The 21,302-nt window shown below is 39.9% G+C and carries 23 protein-coding genes; 13 read left to right on the top strand and 10 right to left on the bottom strand.

The window, feature by feature from the left end; translation table 11 throughout:
* Positions 1-120: 120 nt before the first annotated feature.
* Complete coding sequence (locus K1T76_RS07595) at positions 121-1,281, bottom strand: iron-containing alcohol dehydrogenase (protein WP_230245067.1); 1,161 nt, start codon at positions 1,279-1,281, stop codon at positions 121-123.
* Positions 1,282-1,400: 119 nt separating this feature from the next.
* Here K1T76_RS07595 and K1T76_RS07590 point away from each other — a divergent pair, with 119 nt between their 5' ends.
* The 6 genes from K1T76_RS07590 (at position 1,401) to K1T76_RS07565 (ending at position 8,032) form a co-directional block, all read left to right on the top strand.
* A complete protein-coding gene (locus K1T76_RS07590) occupies positions 1,401-1,910 on the top strand; it encodes a low molecular weight protein-tyrosine-phosphatase (protein WP_230245066.1) in 510 nt (169 codons plus the stop codon).
* 3 nt (positions 1,911-1,913) lie between these two features.
* Positions 1,914-2,954: a UDP-N-acetylmuramate dehydrogenase gene (murB, locus tag K1T76_RS07585; protein ID WP_230245065.1), complete on the top strand. Its 1,041-nt coding sequence runs from the start codon at positions 1,914-1,916 to the stop codon at positions 2,952-2,954.
* Positions 2,955-2,960: 6 nt separating this feature from the next.
* Positions 2,961-4,088, top strand: coding sequence for a YdcF family protein (locus K1T76_RS07580; RefSeq protein ID WP_230245064.1), 1,128 nt, complete (start codon positions 2,961-2,963; stop codon positions 4,086-4,088).
* The gene (locus tag K1T76_RS07575) at positions 4,088-5,131 is read left to right on the top strand and encodes an alpha/beta hydrolase (protein WP_230245063.1); all 1,044 of its coding nucleotides are present in this window, start codon (positions 4,088-4,090) and stop codon (positions 5,129-5,131) included. The genes K1T76_RS07580 and K1T76_RS07575 overlap by 1 nt, the downstream gene beginning before the upstream one ends.
* Before the next feature lie 283 nt (positions 5,132-5,414).
* Positions 5,415-6,119 carry a LuxR C-terminal-related transcriptional regulator gene (locus tag K1T76_RS07570; RefSeq protein ID WP_230245062.1) on the top strand — a complete coding sequence of 235 codons (705 nt, stop codon included), beginning with the start codon at positions 5,415-5,417 and terminating at the stop codon, positions 6,117-6,119.
* Entirely contained in the window at positions 6,116-8,032 is a 1,917-nt protein-coding gene (locus tag K1T76_RS07565; protein ID WP_230245061.1) for a sensor histidine kinase, read from the top strand. The genes K1T76_RS07570 and K1T76_RS07565 overlap by 4 nt, the downstream gene beginning before the upstream one ends.
* A 28-nt stretch (positions 8,033-8,060) precedes the next feature.
* Here the strand turns inward: K1T76_RS07565 and K1T76_RS07560 are convergent, their stop codons facing one another.
* The 3 genes from K1T76_RS07560 to K1T76_RS07550 form a co-directional block, all read right to left on the bottom strand.
* Positions 8,061-9,227: a ribosomal protein uL16 3-hydroxylase gene (locus K1T76_RS07560; protein WP_230245060.1), complete on the bottom strand. Its 1,167-nt coding sequence runs from the start codon at positions 9,225-9,227 to the stop codon at positions 8,061-8,063.
* 121 nt (positions 9,228-9,348) lie between these two features.
* Positions 9,349-9,942 (bottom strand): Maf family protein, encoded by a 594-nt coding sequence (locus K1T76_RS07555; RefSeq protein ID WP_230245637.1) that lies wholly within the window; start codon positions 9,940-9,942, stop codon positions 9,349-9,351.
* A gap of 7 nt (positions 9,943-9,949) precedes the next feature.
* Entirely contained in the window at positions 9,950-10,333 is a 384-nt protein-coding gene (locus K1T76_RS07550; protein ID WP_230245059.1) for a DUF2237 family protein, read from the bottom strand.
* 139 nt (positions 10,334-10,472) lie between these two features.
* On the opposite strand from K1T76_RS07550, the gene K1T76_RS07545 reads away from it, so the two are divergent.
* From K1T76_RS07545 to K1T76_RS07530, 4 genes are all read left to right on the top strand, one after another.
* Positions 10,473-11,660 (top strand): phosphoglycerate kinase, encoded by a 1,188-nt coding sequence (locus K1T76_RS07545; RefSeq protein ID WP_230245058.1) that lies wholly within the window; start codon positions 10,473-10,475, stop codon positions 11,658-11,660.
* Positions 11,661-11,812: 152 nt separating this feature from the next.
* Positions 11,813-12,085 (top strand): hypothetical protein, encoded by a 273-nt coding sequence (locus K1T76_RS07540; RefSeq protein WP_180158982.1) that lies wholly within the window; start codon positions 11,813-11,815, stop codon positions 12,083-12,085.
* A gap of 138 nt (positions 12,086-12,223) precedes the next feature.
* Positions 12,224-13,261 carry a class II fructose-bisphosphate aldolase gene (fba, locus tag K1T76_RS07535; RefSeq protein WP_004973298.1) on the top strand — a complete coding sequence of 346 codons (1,038 nt, stop codon included), beginning with the start codon at positions 12,224-12,226 and terminating at the stop codon, positions 13,259-13,261.
* A 118-nt stretch (positions 13,262-13,379) separates the two neighbouring features.
* Complete coding sequence (locus K1T76_RS07530) at positions 13,380-14,240, top strand: DMT family transporter (RefSeq protein ID WP_230245057.1); 861 nt, start codon at positions 13,380-13,382, stop codon at positions 14,238-14,240.
* A gap of 306 nt (positions 14,241-14,546) precedes the next feature.
* Here the strand turns inward: K1T76_RS07530 and nfsB are convergent, their stop codons facing one another.
* Positions 14,547-15,200: an oxygen-insensitive NAD(P)H nitroreductase gene (gene nfsB, locus K1T76_RS07525; protein WP_230245056.1), complete on the bottom strand. Its 654-nt coding sequence runs from the start codon at positions 15,198-15,200 to the stop codon at positions 14,547-14,549.
* A gap of 111 nt (positions 15,201-15,311) precedes the next feature.
* Here nfsB and K1T76_RS07520 point away from each other — a divergent pair, with 111 nt between their 5' ends.
* A complete protein-coding gene (locus tag K1T76_RS07520) occupies positions 15,312-15,509 on the top strand; it encodes a hypothetical protein (protein ID WP_230245055.1) in 198 nt (65 codons plus the stop codon).
* A 73-nt stretch (positions 15,510-15,582) separates the two neighbouring features.
* On the opposite strand, the gene K1T76_RS07515 is transcribed toward K1T76_RS07520, so the two are convergent.
* Positions 15,583-16,305 (bottom strand): UDP-2,3-diacylglucosamine diphosphatase, encoded by a 723-nt coding sequence (locus K1T76_RS07515; RefSeq protein ID WP_230245054.1) that lies wholly within the window; start codon positions 16,303-16,305, stop codon positions 15,583-15,585.
* 117 nt (positions 16,306-16,422) lie between these two features.
* Entirely contained in the window at positions 16,423-16,932 is a 510-nt protein-coding gene (locus K1T76_RS07510) for a peptidylprolyl isomerase (RefSeq protein ID WP_019837255.1), read from the bottom strand.
* Between the two features lie 206 nt (positions 16,933-17,138).
* Here K1T76_RS07510 and K1T76_RS07505 point away from each other — a divergent pair, with 206 nt between their 5' ends.
* Positions 17,139-18,863, top strand: coding sequence for a glutamine--tRNA ligase/YqeY domain fusion protein (locus tag K1T76_RS07505; protein WP_230245053.1), 1,725 nt, complete (start codon positions 17,139-17,141; stop codon positions 18,861-18,863).
* A 119-nt stretch (positions 18,864-18,982) separates the two neighbouring features.
* Here the strand turns inward: K1T76_RS07505 and K1T76_RS07500 are convergent, their stop codons facing one another.
* A complete protein-coding gene (locus tag K1T76_RS07500) occupies positions 18,983-19,516 on the bottom strand; it encodes a lecithin retinol acyltransferase family protein (protein WP_096900868.1) in 534 nt (177 codons plus the stop codon).
* Positions 19,517-19,651: 135 nt separating this feature from the next.
* Between K1T76_RS07500 and K1T76_RS07495 the strand changes: the two genes are divergently transcribed.
* On the top strand, positions 19,652-20,404 hold the full coding sequence (locus tag K1T76_RS07495) for a phosphodiester glycosidase family protein (protein ID WP_230245052.1): 753 nt from the start codon (positions 19,652-19,654) through the stop codon (positions 20,402-20,404).
* A gap of 28 nt (positions 20,405-20,432) precedes the next feature.
* On the opposite strand, the gene K1T76_RS07490 is transcribed toward K1T76_RS07495, so the two are convergent.
* Positions 20,433-20,681, bottom strand: coding sequence for a hypothetical protein (locus K1T76_RS07490; RefSeq protein WP_230245051.1), 249 nt, complete (start codon positions 20,679-20,681; stop codon positions 20,433-20,435).
* A gap of 221 nt (positions 20,682-20,902) precedes the next feature.
* Positions 20,903-21,127 (bottom strand): hypothetical protein, encoded by a 225-nt coding sequence (locus tag K1T76_RS07485; protein ID WP_004973321.1) that lies wholly within the window; start codon positions 21,125-21,127, stop codon positions 20,903-20,905.
* Between the last annotated feature and the right edge of the window lie 175 nt (positions 21,128-21,302).

Here is a 21,302-nt window from a genome sequence, read left to right as displayed (position 1 = left end):
GCCTGTTTTCAGATTTTATTGGCGAAACTTTTAGGTTGAATTAAACTAGCCTTATTTTGTTAAGCACAAACTGAATCTGTGCTTTTATAAAGTTAAATACAGCAAAATAAGTACAAATAGTTAAGCATAAATGGCTTGGTAAATCTTTAAAGCATCCTGCATTTGCATTGCTCTTGGGTTATTTTGCAGTAAACGGCTTTGAAGCATCGCGTCTTCTGCCAGTTGTGGCAGCATATTTTCTGCTATGCCTAGTGCATTAAGTTTTAACACCAAGCCACTTTGATCTAAATGATTTTGTAAATGATCAATAAACAAATCACATAATCCATCTGTGCAGCCTTTACTGCGTGGGTCTAAGCAACACATCAGTTCTGCATAATACTGTTTGGCTGCAGGCGCATTAAATTTTAAAACTTCGGTCAGTACCAATGCATTGCTATGCCCATGTGAAATATGGAAATGTCCGCCTAAAGGATAGGCAAGTGCATGCACCGCAGCCACAGGAGCATTGGCAAAGGCTTGTCCTGCCAGCATTGAACCAAACAGCATGTTTTGCCGTGCTTGCATATTGCTGCCATCTTCAAGCACTAATTTTAAGTTTTGATCAAGTAAACGCAGCGCATGTTTTGCCAGTAAATCTGAATACGCATTTTTCTTGATTTTTGAGGTATAGGCTTCAATGGCATGTACCATCGCATCTATACCTGTGGCTGCAGTGATCTGTGCAGGCAGATGACGGGTAAAATTGGCATCTAAAATAACAACATCGGCATATAAAATAGGAGAAACAATGCCTGTTTTGCTGGTTGCACCTGTGGTGACAATGGAAATAGGTGTGACTTCTGAACCTGTGCCTGCCGTAGTGGGAACTAAAATGAGTGGTAAACGAGGTGCTTGAGCATTGCCGACACCATATAAGTCTGACAATTCTTGACTTTGTTCAGGATGACTCAGCACGGCAATAATTTTGGTGACATCCATTGCACTACCGCCACCAAAACCTAATACAACATCAATTTTTTTCTGTTTAGCAAAATCAACCGCTTCTAACACAATCTGTTCTGAGGGGTCGGCTTGCACATTCGAGTAAATGGCATAGTCTAGTTGTAGCTGCTCTAAAATTTCTAAAATAGGTTGATGCAATTGATGTTGTAAAATGCCAGCATCGGTGACCAATAACAAACGCTTATAATTTTTTTCGGTTAAAACCGTTTTTAGTTCAGAAATTGAACCCAATCCAGAAATAATGTTGCCAACCGTTTGAAATTGAAAATGCTGCATTGTCTTTATTCCTATTTTTTATACCTAATTCAACATTATTGTAGGGTCACGATATAGGATTCATATCATAAATAACTTAACATAAGACTCTTAAAAATAAAGTAGCTTTGAGGTTGTTTATGTCATCCAAAACGCCATATAAGGTGTTATGTGTTTGTTTGGGAAATATTTGCCGCTCTCCAACGGCAGAAATTGTACTTCAACATTTTTGTGATGAACAACAACTCAATGTGTGGGTAGATTCTGCTGGAACCAGTAATTATCACCCAGGTAAAGCCCCAGATTTACGCAGTCAAAAACATGCGCTTAAGCGCGGTTATGATTTATCTAGACTGCGTGCGCGTCAGTTACATATACAAGACTTTGTCGAGTTTGATTTGATTTTGGCGATGGATTTTGAAAACTTAAGCAATATTCAAGACTTAATGCACCGTGCTGAAGCTGAATTTGGTAGCTTGCGTGCCAAAATTGCCTTAATGAGCGAACACGATCCGCATTATACTCAGCAAGAATTACCCGATCCTTATTATGGCGAAGCCGATGGTTTCGAGAGAGTGCTCGATCAATGCGAGTCGAGTAGTCGTGCTTGGGTGAAAGTTTTACAACAACAATTTGAATTGAAGGTTTAAGTCATGCACATTCAATACAATATGCAACTCAAACCTTTCAATACACTAAATTTAGATGCAACTGCATCGCACTATGTCAAAGTTAAAAATATTCGAGATGTACAGGATGCTTTGACATTTGCGCAGAAAGAACAATTAAATGTGCTGATTTTATCGGGTGGTAGCAATATGTTATTGCCTGAACATATTCATGCCTTGGTCATGCACGTGGATATCCAAGGCATCGAAATATGTGCTGAAGATGATGCAAGTGTCACCCTAAAAGTAGGTGCAGGACAAGTCTGGCATGATTTTGTGTTATGGAGCACGGAGCAAAAATTTTATGGTCTGCAAAATCTGGCTTTAATTCCAGGTTTGGTCGGCGCTTCACCTGTACAAAATATTGGTGCCTACGGCGTTGAAGTCGGTGAGTTTATTGAATCTGTGCAGGTTTATGATCGTGAACGGCAACAGTTGAGCTCAATTGCCGCAGCAGATTGTCAGTTTGCCTATCGACACAGTATTTTTAAAGATCATCCCAACCGTTACATCATTACCCATGTGACTTTTAAACTGTTAAAACAGGCGGCGTTAAAATTAAATTATGGCGACTTAAAAGCTGCTGTAGGCGATGAGCAAACTGCTGAAAATCTGCAGCAACAAGTCATTCAAATTCGCCAAAGTAAGCTGCCTAATCCTGCAGAATATCCAAATGTAGGTAGTTTCTTTAAAAATCCTGTGATTTCGACTCAGCAATTTGACCAAATTGCAGCACAATTTCCAAATTTACCCCATTACCCACAGCCGAATGCGCAAGTTAAAATTGCAGCAGGCTGGTTGATTGATCAAGCTGGCTGGAAGGGAAAACAACTGGGTGTGGTGGGTATGTTTCATAAACAAGCTTTGGTTTTAGTCAATTATGCCGATGCCACTTTGGCAGATGTGCAACACACCTATCGTGCTGTGCAGCAAGATGTTTTGAGTCGTTTTGGTATTTCACTCGAACCTGAACCTGTGTTATTTGATGAAACAGGTTTGATTCGTGCACATCAACCGGTAGGTTAAGTGAAGATGAAACAGAATCATTGGATGCTCAGATTGGTACAAATTGCTGCCGTGCTATTTGTATTGTTTGCAGCGTTCATGATTTTTATCTATTCACCTTTTTATTCTACTTTGGTGGTCAAAACGCTGAACACTTTGGTACATATAGAAGTGAATCAAGTGGCAGCAAAAAGTCAGCAAATGGCGGCTTTTAGTGATCAAGACAGCTTGGAACCCGGTTCAGATTTATGGATTGCCCGACAAGCTTATTTGAAGCTGATGGAGCAAGAGATTCAATCTGAAAATTCGAAAAATTTAACTTTAATTCAGGCTCGTTATAAAGCCTTACAAGCGCTTATTTTAGAAGAACAAACGCAAAAAAAATTAGCATCTGAGCAAGAGTTGCCGCAAGTCCCATTGTTGGTGTCTAATGCAGCTTCTGAAGCAGTTGTAGAAGAACCATCCGAAAATGTAAAAGCCTTGCTCAATTTGGATAGTCATGAAAATCAGGTACTCATGGAACAATACTTGGAGTTTTTAAGCACTCATAAAATTGCCGAAACCGAAAGTGAGCCTGTAGATGAAGAAATCTTTAAAGATATTGCTTTAATTCAGCAACAAAATATTCCAAAAATACCTGCAAACTCTAAACCTTATGCGATTGTGGTTTTAGGTGGTGGCTTAACTTTAGATGATAATGGCAAAGATATTGTGGTCAATGACTACACACGTTTACGTTTAGAAACGACCCTAGCGGTGGTAAAACAATATCAATTGCCGATTGTACTGAGTGGTGTAGAAGCACCTTATATGCAGCGTTGGTTAAAAAAATATGATGTCGAAGCAAAATTATTAGAAGATCGCAGCATGAATACTTGTGAAAATTCACGTTTTAGTTCTTTATTATTACAAAAAAAAGGGGGGGCACCGACAGTGATTTTGATTACTGATCGTTATCACATGCCACGCACCCGCCGTTTATTTGCTTTAAATGGAATTGAAACGATTCCTGTCGAAGCTCCAATGCCGACTCAACTGACCGCATGGCGTCCAAGTGAACAAAACTATGATCATAGCCGCCGTGCCAATTATGAAATGCTTGCCGCCATTCGGGATGTCTTGATTGGTTCTAGCGCATGTCGCGAGGTGCCATAATGCCTGATATTCCATTTTTAAACCCAAGCGTGTTGAAGCAATTAGATTTGCCAGTGCCGAGTAGGGAAACCACACCACAAATTCTACAACCTTTAAATTTGAATCGTGGTTTTGAACCGAGTGTTGAGTTACAAGCCTATCGACAGCTATATGGTTTTCATTTGTTGGACTGTGAACATTGGCAAGGCTATGTGCAAATGCCGTTGTTTAAATTGCATGTGCAAATTTTTCAACCCGATTTAAGCAAAACCAAATTTGATCAGGTGAAGGGTACAGTATTTTTGCTGCATGGTTATTTGGAACATAGTGGGATTTATCAACCTATCGTCAAAGAGTTATTAGAACAGGGCTTTAGTGTTCTAACTTATGATTTGCCTGGACATGGATTGAGTGATGGTTCTCCTGCCAACATTAAAAATTTTGATCATTATCAGCAAGTATTACATGCGGTTTATCAATATTTAAAAAATGCCGATCAATTGCCAAAACCGTGGTTGGGTATTGGGCAAAGTACAGGTGGTGCAATTTGGATGCATCATTTGTTGGAGTTTGCACAGCGTCGTGAAAATCCATTTGTTGAGCGTGTGTTGCTCTTATCACCTTTGATTCGTCCAGCAAAATCGGCATGGTGGCATAACTCCGTTGGTCTGGGCATTATCCGCCGAATTAAGCGTGAAGTGCCGCGACATTTCCGACGTAATAATCATAATCCTGAATTTTTACGCTTTGTGCGTTTAAAAGACCCTCTGCAACCTAGAATGATGGGTATGGATTGGATTTTAGCCATGTCTAAATGGATGTTGGAGATGGAAGAGCGTCCAGCTTGCCGTATTCCTGTTTGGTTGGCACAAGGGGCGCAAGATCAAACTGTCGATTGGCGTTATAACATTGAGTTTATTCGGCGTAAATTTCGCCTGCAAACCTTACTTATGCTAGAAGAAGGCTCACATCAATTAATCAATGAACGTGCGGATATTCGTGCGGCTTTAACAGGTCTGATTCCTGCCTTTTTGCATGCGCATAGCTCCAAAATTTATTATTAATTTATCGACCATCTTTTAAATACGGTTCAAGATTTGCTTTGAGGTTGTTCTTGGCATCAAAGCATATCTATGCTGCGCTACTCATTAAAATACGTAGCAACTTCTAAAAATAAAATAGTAATTCTCTTCTCATTTATTTTTTATTTCATGCTCTAGTTTCATGTTTCAGTGCTATGCTCTAGTTTATAAAATAAGCTAAATTTGAAAAAACTCCTTAATTCTAGGGATAGTGTTTACATCAAAACGATTGATATATTTACAAACATAATCTAGGGGATGAATGATGGCGGAAATGGAAGCGATATTACCCGTACCGGTTTTAATTGTTGAAGATGAGCCTATTATTCAGTCACGTATTAGAAAAATTTTGCATGATATTGGCTATCAAGATGACATGCTATTTTTCGTGAGTCATCTTAAAGCCGCAATGACATGTATAGAAGATCATCCAATTGCTTTGGCTTTGGTCGATTTAGGTTTGCCCGATGGCAATGGTAAAGAGCTGATCGAACAATTACATTTTAGAGATCCGAGCGCATTAATTTTGGTGATCTCTGCATGGAGCACCCAAGACAGCTTATTTTCTGCAATTCAAGCAGGTGCAACAGGCTATGTGCTTAAAGAACGTGACGATGACGAAATTATTATCGCAATTCGCAGCATTTTAAGAGGTGGCGCACCCATAGACCCATTTATTGCCCGTGAAATTTTATCGCAAATTTCGCATCAAAAAGTGCCTGTGCTGACCGAAGATTTAATAGGTCAAGCGGATGCTCAAGCATTCAACTCAAATTATGAACAGCTCACCAATCGTGAATTAGAAATTTTAAATCTAGTGGCGCAGGGCTTAAGTAACCGTGAAATTGCTGAGCAATTATTTGTGTCGCGTTATACCGTTGAAAGTCATATCAAACATATTTATCGGAAGTTGTCTGTCACTAAACGTACTAAGGCTGTCAGTACAGCTAGAACTTTAGGTCTTTTATGATTCAAAGGCTTTCGCAGTGTGGTTTAGGCGTGTTGTTATTGCTCTATGCATGGCAAAGCTATGCGCAGCAAGTGGTGTATCCAATTAATCAATACTGTAATGTGCACGTACTTTCAATCAGCTCTGCCAAAACAGCTTCACACAATAAAAAACCTGAAACGGGTTGGGAAAATGTACAACTGCCTGACGTTTGGGATGATCGCTGGAAAAATTATAATGGTGGGGCGTGGTACAAAATAGAGTGGGAGTGGTTTTGTGAGAGTGAACATCGTTTAAATCAACCCATCGTTTTTGCGCTGGATTATCTAAATAGTGCAGGGGCAGTTTATCTGAATCAAGATTTACTTTGGGCAAGCCAACATTTAGAAGAACCATTATCAAAAAGCTGGAATATGCCACGTTACTGGATTTTACCTATTGCTGGTTTAAAACAAGGTAAAAATCAAATATTGGTCTATGTAAATGGATACGCATTTCAAAATGCGGGTATAGGAAAAATAAGTTTTAATAATGTGCATAACAATATTGAACAGCACCAGCAAAGTATATGGAATAAACGTACTTTATTTGAAATTAATGCGATTTTATCTGCCACTTTAGGCATTTTGTGTTTGATTATTTGGCTATTTTTACGCCGTGAACCTAGTTTTGGCTGGTTTGCGCTGAGTTGTGTATTGTGGTTATTATTTATTTCTCATTTTTTAACCACAGAAACCTTTCCATACCCAAGTGTATTGGTGGCATCTCAAGCCAATTTAAGCTTTTTTATCCTCTATGTTTTAGCTTTTAGTCTGTATTTAATCAGGTTTGTCAATCAACGCTTTCCAATATTGGAAGAAAGTATTTTTATTCTGAGTTTAGCGGTAATCTGTTGTGTGTTTTTAACGCCATTGGATTATGTCAAACTGGTATTTGGGATTGTCTTTTTAAGTTATGCCAGTTTACTGGTCCTGGTTTATTTTTATTTGGCGTATTTAACGTATAAATCTCGTAAAACAGAAGTATATCTGCTGCTATTTTGTTTAACCTTGATTGGCTTTTTTGCGGGTGTAGATGTATTTCGTTTAAGTAATGCGGCAACGGCAAGTTTATATCAGCCATTATCACCGTATACCTCGCCAGTAATTACTTTATTTATTGCGATTATTTTAGGCATACGTTTAAAAAGAAATATTCAAAAAATTGAAATATTTAATCGAGATTTAGAGTTAAAAGTTTTTGAAGTTGGTGATGATTTAAAACGCAGTATGTCAGAAAAGCATTATTTAGAATTGGAAAATGTGCGTTTGCAAGAACGGATTCATCTCTCGCATGATTTGCATGATAGTTTAGGTGCATCTTTGGTACGTTCCATGATTATGGTCGACCAAAGCGAACAGAATATGAGTAATCAGCAGTTTTTATCTATGCTGAAATTACTGCGCGATGATTTACGTCAAATTATTGATAGTGGTTCTTCCATTGGCTCTAAAGTACCTGAAAATCCTAAAATTTGGGTCGCGCCAGTACGTCATCGTTTTAGTCAATTGATGGATGAAATGGATATTCATTCCAAGTGGGATTTTCCAAATGAATGGGTGATTGAGCCGAATTCGTTACAGTGCTTAACTTTGATGCGGGTATTAGAAGAAAGTTTAACCAATGTGATTAAACACAGCCAAGCCAAGCATGTATCCGTCAGTATGCAATTTGTACCGCCGACGCAATTGGTACTTAAAGTGCAGGATGATGGGGTAGGGTTTGAAGCCAATAGTGTGCTTGAACATGGTATGAGTATTGGGATGCGCAGTATGAAAATGCGTTTAGAACGGGTTGGCGGGCAATTAAAATTAAATTCGACACCTGGTTATACGTTAATTCAGGCAGTTTTAACTTTAGATCCCGCTCATCCAAATTCCCCCAAGCTGAATTGATCATCTTGAGGGGTCTTAAACGAATATTTTAAGCGTCTTCAGCAGGTAACAACATTAAAATGGATTCATTGAGCAGTTTTACCAAATCTTCTAGAATATCTGCATCGTAAAGGTTTTCATCGAGCAGCACACGTTCACCATTGGCGATTTTTTGCAGCACAGGAATGGATGCTTCTGCGACACAAATCGCTTCACCATTCGCCCAAAATAAAACTTCATCTTGCTGATTTACATAAAGCAGGCGAGAGGCGGGTTCTAACATGATTTGATAACCCTGATCTAGCGCATCTTCTAAATCGCCTACACCCATTTCATCTACTTCAGGAATATTTTCAGGATATTTCGGTTCAGACATTAAGCTTAAAATCGCATCATCCAACACCGGTGAGTTTTGCAAACGTGCCCACAATTCTGCTTTTAGATAATCCAGTTCTGTCGCAGTCATTTCGCCAATTTGCGTACTTTTTTCACGAACAATGTCTTGTAGTGGCGTGCGTAACATTTCATCGGCAGAGAATTTATCGCTCACGCGATCCATCATTTCACTAATATTCGGCATACGGAAACCGAACGAGAACGTCAGACAGTCATCTTCTGCCACGCCATAATGTGCCAATCCCGGTGGCACATAAAGTAAATCACCAGGGGCAAGAACTTCATCAAAATTGACCTCCATTTCAAGCAATAATTTTAAAGGTTGCCCTGGGACAAATTCGGTTTCGGCATCACACATTTGTCCAAGTTGCCAACGGCGATGTCCATAGCCTTGTAGTAAAAACACATCATAAAAATCAAAATGCTGACCTACAGAGCCGCCTTTAGGCGCATAAGACACCATAATGTCATCACGTCGCCATTGTGGAATAAAAGGAAATTTTTTCCAAAGTTCGGCGAGATCAAAAGAGTAATGATCTACGGCTTGTACCAATAGCGTCCATAACTTTGGCATTTTTTGAAAATCTGCCTTAATCAGTGGTGATGATTTCACAGTCCATTGATTTGGATCACGATCTTTTTGTTTAATTAAACGAGCAGTCACATCTTCTTCAAGAGCGAGTTCCATCACATCACTAGGTTCGAGTAGGTGGACAATTTCTGGGAGTGCATTGCGTACCAAAAGTGGTTTTTTTTGCCAATATTCACTTAGGAATTGTTCTGCGGTAATTCCGCCCAAAACATCTAAAGGTTGCGACATAAAATAGCCTAAGCAAGTTTTATCAATAATCTCAATATTGTCTAATTTGTCGCTGTAAAGGGCAAGGTGATTTAGAGGATTTGATAAATATTCACGACTGTTTAATGACGCAGCTTAAAACTTAGGGAACTTGAATATTTAGCATTCTTAATATGCGGCATAACTGAATCATCGGCAGTCCCATCAAAGTAGTTTGGTCATTGCCTTGCATGGCTTCAAACAGACTAATGCCCAAACCTTCGCACATAAAACTACCTGCACAATTTAGCGGTTGTTCCTTTGCAACATAGCGTGCAATTTCATTGTCGGTTAAGCTGCGGAATTTAACTGTGTAGTGTTCTACAACCGTTTGTTCAAAGCCTGTAGATTGCTGCTGCACACTCAGCGCAGTATTGAAATAAACCGTTTGACCTGAATTGGCTTGTAATTGTTGTATGGCTTTTTCTGAAGTGAGCGGTTTACCTATAAAAATATCTGGCTGCTGTTCACGCCATGCCACTTGATCTGAACCAATTACAATCGCATCAGGATATTGCTGCGCGATACAGCGTGCTTTTTCAAAAGCCAAGCGTCGTGCCAAATCATCCGCATGCAATTCACCCTGTGCAGACTCATCAATATCAGGTGAAATTGACTTATACGCCAAATGTAGGCGATTCATCAATTGCTGACGGGTTTGGCTGCTTGACGCTAAAATAATTTCTGGAAGTTGCATCAGATCATCACACTGCATAATCCATCAATATATCTAAAGGCACATAAGACAATACGGATTGATGACAGGCTTGAATTTTAATCGGTGGCGCATGACCTGCTTGATAGGCCTCAACCCAACGGGTGACGCAAATACACCAGAAATCACCTGGTTGTAAGCCGTGAAATCCAACTTCAGGTACTGGCGTGATTAAATCATTGCCAATTTTTTGCGAAAAATTTAAAAAGTCAGAGGTCATTTGTGCACAAACGGTATGCTGACCTAAATCGCTTGGGGCGGTATGACAAAAACCGTTACGAAAATATCCAGTAATAGGATCAAAGCAACAACTGGCGAGAGGTTCGCCCAAAACATTTAAACGATTGATATTTGGATCGGGATGAATAGACATAAGTACGAGAAAGATGGTGGTTTTTCTCTATCATAATCAAAACTTTTGCTTTAAACAGCAATTCTACAAAAGTTGCTAACCTTTTTCTGCATAATCATTTAAAATCGTGGCGTTTTGATATCAATAAAGTGAGCTATACATGAACTTTCAGCGTATGACTGACCTCGATTTAGCAGGTAAGCGTGTTCTTATTCGTGAAGATTTAAACGTACCTGTTAAAAATGGTGTGATCACCAGCGATGCACGTTTACGTGCTGCATTGCCAACGATTCAAGCTGCTGTTGCCAAAGGTGCGGCAGTGATGGTGTATTCTCACTTAGGTCGTCCTGTTGAAGGTGAGCCAAAAGCTGAACAATCTTTAGCACCTGTAGCTGCATATTTAACCCAAGCGCTAGGTCAAGATGTTCAACTAATCACTGATTATTTAGATGGTGTAGACGTTGCTCCTGGTCAAGTGGTTTTATTGGAAAACTGCCGTTTTAACCATGGCGAAAAGAAAAACAACCCAGAACTTGCCGCTAAATATGCAGCATTGTGTGATGTATTTGTTATGGATGCGTTTGGTACCGCGCACCGTGCAGAAGCATCTACCGAAGGCGTTGCGCGTTTAGCACCAGTTGCAGCAGCAGGCCCATTATTGGCTGCGGAATTAGATGCCTTGGGTCGTGCTTTAAAAACACCTGAAAAACCAATGGTAGCAATTGTTGCAGGTTCTAAAGTGTCGACCAAGTTAGATGTATTGACTTCATTGTCTGATATTTGTGATCAACTCATTGTAGGCGGTGGTATTGCCAATACTTTCCTTGCTGCAGCAGGCTATAACGTAGGCAAATCATTATGTGAAAATGATTTGATTGAAACTGCTAAAGCAATTGCTGCAAAAGTTTTTGTACCATTACCAACTGATGTTGTGGTTGCAGATGCGGCTGAAATTAACTTTGAAGATTTCTTGGGTTCATTGGCGGCAGCGAAAGCAACTGTGAAAAAAGTTGAAGATGTTGCAGATAACGACATGATTTTAGATGTAGGTCCAGAAACTGCAAAAGCATTTGCAGAAATTCTAAAAACTTCAAAAACAATTCTTTGGAATGGCCCAGTGGGTGTATTTGAAGTTGATCAATTTGGTGAAGGCACCAAAGCACTTTCATTGGCAATTGCAGAATCTGCAGGTTTCTCTATTGCAGGTGGTGGTGACACTTTAGCTGCAATTGACAAATATGACGTTGCAAACAAAATCGGTTATATTTCTACAGGTGGTGGTGCATTCCTTGAATTTGTCGAAGGTAAAACCTTACCTGCAGTTGCAGTGCTATTAGAACGTGCTTAATTGCTAAAAAAACTTTCATTTAGAAATTCAAGAATATGTAAAAGGTTGGCTTCGGCCAGCCTTTTTTCATTTGCGTCACAATCTAGTCATAAAAATGTCATAAATGTGCAATAAACTAAACATAACGAATGACCTAACTGTAGGAAATGGCGATGATTCAAAAACTAACACTTGCTGCTTTAATTGCTGCATCTTTAGCCTTGACTGCTTGTGCCAAAAAAGAAAGCGCACCTGCGACTGAAACTGATGCATCTTCTGCAGTTGTAGATAACGCTCAAGTTTCACCAGAACAACAAGCTGCAATCGATGCAATTGACCAACCAATCATGGATGAAGGCAACACTGATATTCCTGAAGACGTTGCAAATGCACCTGCTGATGTTGCGACAGCAGACACAGAAGTTGCTGCTTCTGAAGCGCAATAAGTGCTGAAAAACGACAGATTGTAGTAATTTGTTTAAAAGTCCCTGCCTTTGCAGGGACTTTTTTTTTAAAAGGGTGATTTGTTGCTGAATTGAAACAAATCACAGGGTAGAATAGGCAACATTATTTGGGAGGAAATTATGGCTCTTATTTCATTGCGCCAGCTCTTGGATCATGCCGGTGAACATGCTTACGGCGTTCCAGCGTTTAACGTCAACAACTTAGAACAAATGCGCGCAATTATGTTAGCCGCAGATGCAACCAATTCACCTGTAATTGTTCAAGCTTCGGCAGGTGCGCGTAAATATGCAGGTGCGCCATTCTTGCGCCACCTGATTTTGGCTGCAATTGAAGAGTGGCCGCATATTCCAGTGGTTATGCACCAAGATCATGGTACAAGCCCTGACGTATGTCAGCGTTCTATTCAACTTGGCTTTTCATCAGTAATGATGGATGGTTCTTTAGGAGAAGACGGTAAAACACCAACTTCGTATGAATACAACGTCGAAGTGACTCGTCGTACTGTGCAAATGGCGCATGCGTGTGGTGTGTCAGTTGAAGGTGAGATTGGCTGTTTAGGTAGTCTTGAAACAGGTATGGCAGGTGAAGAAGATGGCGTGGGCGCAGAAGGCGTACTTGACCATTCTCAACTGTTAACTTCAGTCGAAGAAGCACGTAGCTTCGTTGCAGATACCAATGTTGATGCTTTAGCGATTGCTGTGGGTACTTCGCACGGTGCATACAAGTTTACTCGTCCACCTACAGGCGATATTCTTGCAATTGACCGCATTAAAGAAATTCATGCTGCATTGCCAAATACACACCTTGTAATGCACGGCTCTAGCTCAGTACCACAAGAATGGTTGGCTGTGATTAACCAATACGGCGGCGACATCAAAGAAACTTATGGTGTACCTGTTGAGCAATTGGTTGAAGCAATTAAGCATGGTGTGCGTAAAATCAACATCGACACAGATTTACGTTTAGCTTCTACAGGTGCAATGCGCCGTATGATGGCAGAACAGCCAAGCGAATTTGACCCACGTAAATTCTTCGCAAAAACTGTAGATGCAATGAAACAAATTTGTATCGATCGTTATGAAGCATTTGGTACTGCTGGGAATGCAGACAAAATTCGTCCAATTTCTTTAGAGAAAATGGTTGAACGTTACAAATAATTCTTAATTTTGATTAAGAACTAGAAAGCCCACAGTCCTTGTGGGCTTTTTACTGATGAATCCACAACTCCCAATCAAGAACAAAAATAATGATTGAAAAGCAATCTTCGAGCGTATCATGGAACTGATTGTAGCCGCAGCCTTTTGTAGTGTACTGGTCTCTATTTTATTAAAAGTCTGCAAGATGCAGGGTTTTAACCCTATGCAGATGATCACCTGGAACTATGTCAGTGCCAGTGTATTGTGTTTTTATTGGTTTAAACCCAATTTGGGCACGATCTCACTACAACACACGCCGTGGTGGCTTATTCTTAGTTTAGGTGTGTTGTTGCCCAGTGTCTTTTTAGCGTTAGCAAAATCGTTAGACAGCGCAGGTATTTTAAAAACTGAAATTGCACAGCGTTTGTCAGTGGTCTTGTCTTTGGCTGCTGCTTATTTTATTTTTCAGGAAAATTTTAGCCAACTAAAAATTGTGGGAATCTCACTTGGCATTGTCGCGGTCTTATTTATTTTATATTCGCATCGTGCTGCAGGGCAGTCTGCTAAAGCGCAACAAGGCATCTTATATTTGAGCTGTGTTTGGCTAGGTTATGCACTGATAGATGTTTTACTTAAATACACCACAGGTTTAGGACTGCAATTTGCGGTTGCGCTGAATTTGATGTTTGTATGTGCTTTTGTTTTAGCGATGGTATATATCTTAATCCGCGATAAAAGCATGGGCAGTATGCAAAATATTAGTGCAGGTTTAATTTTGGGTGCACTGAATTTTGCCAATATTGCCTTGTATGTTAAAGCTCACATGCTGCTTAAAGACAGTCCTGCAGTGGTATTTGCAGGGATGAATATTTTAGTGGTTCTATTTGGTGTGATCAGCGGTGTATTGTTCTTTAAAGAAAAACTGAAAAGAACGACCATAATTGGGCTTGGCTTGGCATTGCTTAGTGTGCTTTGCCTCGCTTATGCCATGACGGTTTAAGATAACTCAATACAAAGCGCAAAGGATGTCGCAATACATCTGCAGTTTCTGCAAGACCATGCAGTATTGTGATTCTATCACAAATCGGGCAGCGCACGTTCGGATAAGTTGGTTTAGCTTGATATAAATACAGCTTTTTACAACGTCGGCATTCTAGTTTTAATGGCATAGTAATTAAATTGAGCATCATACACCTCATTTTTATTTTTGATAGAGATTGAGTAAAGATTACAAATATAGATAAAGCAAAATTTAGACCAAAAAAATAGGGACAAATTTTGTCCCTAGTGTTATCGCATGTTTGTTTTACAGTTGCGTGAAAATCTCGCGTTTATCAAGGCGTGATTTTGGCAGTTTGGCATTAAAATCTTGTTCGCTACGATAGCCTAAACACAATAAAACCGAAGGAATTAGACCTTGCTCAGTGAGTTGCAGTTCTTGGGTTAAAATTGCTTCATCAAAACCGCCCATTGGCGTTGCATCAATTCCTTCAATGCCAGCAGCCAACAGCATTTGCCCAAGCGCAATAAAAGTTTGATTTTCAGCCCAGCGCTGAATATCGCCTTTTTCATTGCGGTAGTAGTCGACATAACCTGTGCGACTGTCTTTTAGACCTTGCTTGGCGGCTTCATCTTTAAAGCGTCCACTGGCAGCGTCCTGATTAAGTAGGTTTTTTAAATGCAATTCGCTGATGTCAGTTTTGGTGCAAAATAAAATAGTATGCGAAGCATCTAAAACTTTAGGTGCGTTATAGGCGTACTTTCCTACTAGAGCTTTAGCAATACGTTGTTTGGCTTCAGGGTGATCTGCAATAAAAAAATGCCACGGTTGAATATTTATGGAAGATGGTGCTAAACGCAGAATTTCTAATAAACGCTCAAATTGTGCGGTAGGAATAGTGCGACTCGCATCATAGGCTTTGGTCGTATAACGAGTTTGTGCAACGTTAAGCAAATCCATAAATCATCTCCATTTAAAGGCTATATTTGGGGCAAGTGTGCGCTAAAAGCTTAACATGCCTTGATATGCTAGCGAAATGAACCCTTATGCTATTTACGCGTTTAAGACGAGATGCCCGCCAGGCAAAGCAGCGGAAATTTTATCGCCCCAGCACGAAGTGATGCAAAAGTATTTGGATTTAGGCATAGTATTTGTCGCAGTTGGGTAAATACCAGTGTGTTGATGACTTCGTTACGCGAGTTTTTGACGAAATATAAAGCAGATGCCGAAGTGATTAACAAGGAAGGTGGTTATTCATCTGGTAGTTAAAGAGGTTTTAGTTTGCTGTGCCTGACAAAGTACCTTTAGCATCATAGCCATTTTTTATGCCTAGGTGTTGTACTTAATATTTCCAGCAACTTAGTTGCCAAGTTGCTAAAGCTTGATTCGGTTCAATCACTAAAATTTGCGCAGCATCCGTGCGCCAATCGCCTAATACAATTCTTGGCTTACCGTGTTCATTGTGAATATTTGGACGATGCGTATGCCCATGAATTAACACATCGGCGCCTTGCAAGGCTTGTGCAACTGCATTTGCATTCACGTCCATGACGTCATAACTTTTAACTTGATTGGCTTGTTGGCTTTTTTTTCGGAAACCTTCTGCAAGTTTTTGTCGAAAAGCCAATGGTGTTTTCTTTAAGATAGCTAAAATGATGGGGTTTCGAATGATTTTACGGAATTTCTGATAAGACACATCATCGGTGCACAGGGCATCGCCATGTTCTAAACGTACTCGTTGCGAGCCAATGTGCAGAGTGTACACATCGGGTAGGAGTTGCCCTGAAAACTGATCTAGAAATTTCTGACCTAAAGCAAAATCTCGATTGCCGACAATAAAGTAAATATGATTACCAGCAGCTTGGCTAAACTGCTTTAAATGTGCAACAACTTCATCGAGCCATGGTGCTGTGTAATCATCGCCAATCCATGCGTTAAACCAGTCGCCTAAAATATACAGTTGAGTGTGTTTATTTTGATAAGCGTCTAGCAAATCTAAAAACCCCCGTACAAGTCGAGGGTGATTTGTTGACAAGTGTAAATCTGCGATAAACAGATAGGTCACGGATTATTCCCTTGAATCTCCCTAAATCCCTCTTTTAAAAGAGGGATTTCTCCTCCCTGAATGAATTTTATAGCACTGCTTTAAAATGATGTGTGTAAGGGAGGTCGGGTGGGATTCTTATTCAGAAATGATTTTTGCAGATTCAATGACCACATTTTCTAGTGGAACATCTGCGTGATAACCACGGTTGCCAGTACGCACGCCTTTAATAGCGTCTACAACGTCCATACCTTCAACAACTTTACCAAACACGGCATAACCCCAACCTTGTGCAGTTTTACCAGTGTGGTTCAAGAAAGAGTTATTTTTTACGTTAATGAAGAACTGAGCCGAAGCTGAGTGAGGTGCTTGGGTACGCGCCATTGCAATCGTACCAACATCGTTGCTTAAGCCGTTGTCTGCTTCGTTTTCAATCGCATCACGTGTTGCTTTTTCTTTGAAGTTTTCATCCATGCCACCGCCTTGGATCATGAAACCATCAATAACACGGTGGAAAATTACGCCGTCATAAAAACCATCACGAACGTATTCTAAGAAGTTAGCAACTGTAATTGGTGCTTTTTCAGCGTTCAATTCTAAAACAATACGACCTTTATTGGTGTTTAATTCGACTTGAGGAAAACTCATTGTGTAATCTCCTAAACATGGACACGAATGCCATGGGTTTTTTGGTTGAGAGAAGCATAAGCAAACTGTAAACTACAAGGCAAGTAAAAACGTTATTTTCTTTGTTAAAAACAAGGAAAAGCGTTCTAATGGGTGATGTATGCTTCACTATTGAAGTTTCTGTAACCCAGTTTATCCAATTTTATTTTAGAAGTGATTGTATTGCTATGAAGCCAAATGATGTTGTTGCATCTCTGCCAAACACCCCGACACAAAGTTCAAATGCCTCTGTCGATGCTGTGCAGCAAGAACAACAGCCGGGCTTGGACTTTATACGTCAAGTCATTACCGAGGATATTGCGGCAGGCCGTATTAAGCAGGTGGTGACACGTTTTCCACCTGAGCCGAATGGTTATTTGCATATTGGTCACGTGAAAGCAATTTGCTTGAATTTTGGCATCGCACAAGAATATCAAGGGGTGTGTAATTTACGTTTTGATGACACCAACCCAGATGCAGAAGAACAAGAATATGTCGATGGTATTGCCAATGACGTGAAATGGCTGGGTTTTGAGTGGAATGGAGAACCGCGCTATGCTTCAAGCTATTTTGATCAATTATATGCATGGGCCGTACAGCTGATCGAACAAGGCGATGCTTATGTCGATTTGCAAACCCCTGAAGAGATTAAGCTCAATCGTGGTTCTTTTGTAGAGCCGGGCAAAAATTCGCCATATCGCAATACGCCAGTGGCAGAAAACTTGGCTTTATTTGAAAAAATGCGCAATGGCGAATTAGGCGAAGGTCAGGCAGTTTTACGCGCTAAAATTGATATGGCATCGCCAAACGTACACATGCGTGACCCGATTTTGTATCGCGTGCTACATTCATCGCATCACCAAACGGGCGATAAATGGAAAATGTACCCAATGTATGATTATGCGCATCCATTATCAGATGCCATTGAAGGCATTACTCATTCACTATGTACTTTAGAATTCCAAGACCATCGTCCATTCTATGACTGGGTGGTGGAAAAGGTGAAATCTGAGGCTGTGCCGCGTCAGTATGAATCTAGCCGTTTGAATATTGATTACACCATCACATCTAAGCGTAAATTGCGTAAATTGGTTGAAGGCGGTTTTGTGAATGGTTGGGATGACCCACGTATGCCAACCGTTGTGGGTATGCGTCGTCGTGGTTTTACCCCAGAAGGCCTACGTGATTTCTGTAAGCGTGTAGGTGTGTCTAAGTCAGACGGTATTGTAGATGTGGCAATGCTTGAATATTGCATCCGTCAATCATTGGAAAATACTGCAGCACGTGGTATGGCGGTGTTAAATCCACTTAAAGTGACTTTGACTAACTTGCCAGAAGCATTAGATTTGGTCCATGCACGTCATCCAAATGTAGATATGGGTGAACGTATCATTCCGCTGACTTCTGAAATTTACATTGACCGTAAAGACTTTGAAGAAGTGCCGCCTAAAGGCTTTAAGCGTTTAGTACCTGAAGGAGAAGTACGTTTACGTCATGCTTATGTAATCAAGTGTGATGAGGTGATTAAAGATGCTAACGGCGAAGTCATTGAGCTCAAATGTTCAATTGACCCTGAAACTTTGGGCAAAAACCCAGAAGGTCGTAAAGTAAAAGGCGTGATTCACTGGGTCTCTGCAAGTAAAGGCGTTGCGGCAGAAGTTCGCTTATATGATCCCTTATTTACCGAATCTGACCCTGAAGTGGGCGATGATTTCTTGGCGAATCTAAACCCTGAATCATTGACGGTGGTACAAGCCATTGTTGAACCTGCATTGGCAAAAGCACAACCTGAAGATCGTTTCCAATTTGAACGTGAAGGTTATTTTGTTGCAGATCAGTATGATCACAGTGCGGAAAAACCAGTGTTTAACCGTATTTTAGACTTAAAAGACAGCTTTAAGCCGGGTAAGTAAAATCTTATTTAGGTCTTAGCTTGCAATTTAAAAGCCCAACTTGATCAATTCAGGTTGGGCTTTTGATTTTTTCTTTAAAATATTTTGTGAGATATACAGTGTCGCTAAAATGGCAGCAATTAGCGGTTTTTATGTTGTTCCTGCTTCATCAGGATTTGCGGTAACTGCATTTTGGCTTTATCACGTAGTTTCTTCTTAATATAGAGTACCAAAGCAAAGCAAGTGGTAGTTAGGGTCAGCATCATACTATTCATATAACTCATCAATGAGCTGACATAACCAATGGTGGTCAAACGGTCCATCATCTTAAATACTTGCGGACTGCTTTCTACACCTGTAATTGCCCAAGTGCATAAATGTTCACAGTTATTCATAATCAGATGATAATTATTTTCGTGCATTCTAGAACGCATACGACGCACCACTTTGCGTCCTTTATACTTGGGCGCATGATATGACTGCACAATAATATTTTTGCCGTGACTAAACTTTTCAATACTGGTCATTTCAATCGGGTGTTTTTTGAAAAGATGTGCAAAACCTGAATAGTGAATCACCCGACCACGCCCAGCATAGATGCCATGATGGCTATAGCCGAAGTGTTTCACAATTAAATGTGCCCCTAAAGGAAATCGTGTTTTCTGCTTGAGCATCGTACGCTTGACCAATAAAGTAACATGAGTAGAGAAAAGAAATCAGGTTTTATAGTGTACTGGGTCTGACACAAATATGCGATAACCCATTCAGTTATATGCACAATTTGTAACATGACGGGTAGGGAGATGATAATGTTTCGTTCTCGGTGGAAGTGCTTATTGCTCAGTTATTTATTCTGCACGTCTACTGCACAGGCAGAAATTCGTGCATGGACGGTCAATAACAGTAAAATCAATGTAGATGTGGTGGAAGTGACACAATTGTCTCAATTAGGTTTATATCTGCAAGATCAGCAAGGGAAACCTTATCTGCAAATTTCTCAACTACAAAAAAATCTGCAGCCTTGTGAAAACGTGCAATTTGCCATGAATGCAGGCATGTTTCATCCAGATTATTCGCCTGTGGGTTTGTATGTGGAACGAGGAAGGCAACTTAAAAACCTAAACCGACAGCAACAAGGATGGGGTAATTTTTTAATTCAGCCCAATGGTGTACTGGCGTGGAATCATCAGCAGGTGTTTTTAGGCACAACCCAACATTTTGCCAATCAAGCGTTCAAAGCACAGTATGCGACACAGTCTGGCCCAATGTTGGTTATTAATCACCAGTTAAATTCACGTTTTTTGGCAGAAAGTACTTCTTATAAAATTAGAAACGGAGTTGGGTTAAAAGATCAAAGCCTTTACTTTGTGATTAGTAACACACCTGTGACTTTTCATCAATTTGCCACCTTTTTTAAAGATGAGCTTAAAACACCAAATGCCTTGTATTTAGATGGTTCAATTTCTACAGCATACATTCCGCAATTGCAACGTCATACTCTTACCCATCGCAATTTAGGACCAATTTTAGCTTATATAGATGATCAAGGCTGTAAACCCTAACATTAGAACAGTTTAGGGTTGGCTAAATTTATTGTCCGATAAAACCTAAAGCTGTGCCTTGCATCGTGCAGATTTTGACTGCTTCTTCGCTTTTCATTTGTTTGACTTCATTTTCAAATTGCTTTTTTTGCTGTTTGAGTTGTTCGTCTGAAATGCCCATGCTTTTAGCCAAAGTTTCCATTTTTTCCCAAGTATCGGCACATTCTTTTGGCATTGGGCTACACGCTGTGAAACTCAGGCTGAGTAGAGCAAGACAGCTAAGGCTGGTTTTTTTCATTCTCATTTTCTCGGTTTGAATAATTAAAATATGGCAGTGATATGATTGTTTTAAAAATATTAGCGCATGATTGTGAAGATATGATTGACTTCGTTTGAAAAGATTAGCGTTTTTGTGCAAGCTCAAACATGTCGCGATTTATAAAATTTATTGTTCTAATATAAATGCAGCTATTAAAAAAGGCACTTAGTTCAACTAAATGCCTTTTTTATCATATTCCATTACTGGAATGGTAGATGCTGGAGTTCATTTAACTCTTTGCGGCTATAACCTCGCGAAGCGAGAACCTTCTTAATCCCGATAATGACATCTTCATCTGTGGCTTTGGTTAAAGCTTCGAGAAGTTGTTCATTTGTCTTGCAAGAGCAATCATTTTCAACACAAGCAATTTGATTTTTATGCTCGTTTTGCTGTTCTGTAGAGAACAACTTTTGCCAAAAACTCATAGAGCCTTCATTCACAACCTAACATAGATCGAAATATAGCCAATATAAAAAATAAATCAAGTCGACCTAAGTGATAAAAGCAGCAATCGAGTTGCAGAAATTTCGATGATATTGCATTGTTTTAACGAAATTATGACAGTTAAAGGGCTTGTAATGCGATAACTGATTAATTTAC

It is taken from the genome of Acinetobacter sp. PW68 (genome assembly GCF_020982655.1).
GTDB lineage: Bacteria > Pseudomonadota > Gammaproteobacteria > Pseudomonadales > Moraxellaceae > Acinetobacter > Acinetobacter towneri_A.
Note: the sequence above shows the minus strand (reverse complement) of the source record. Positions and strands in the feature narration are given on the sequence as shown.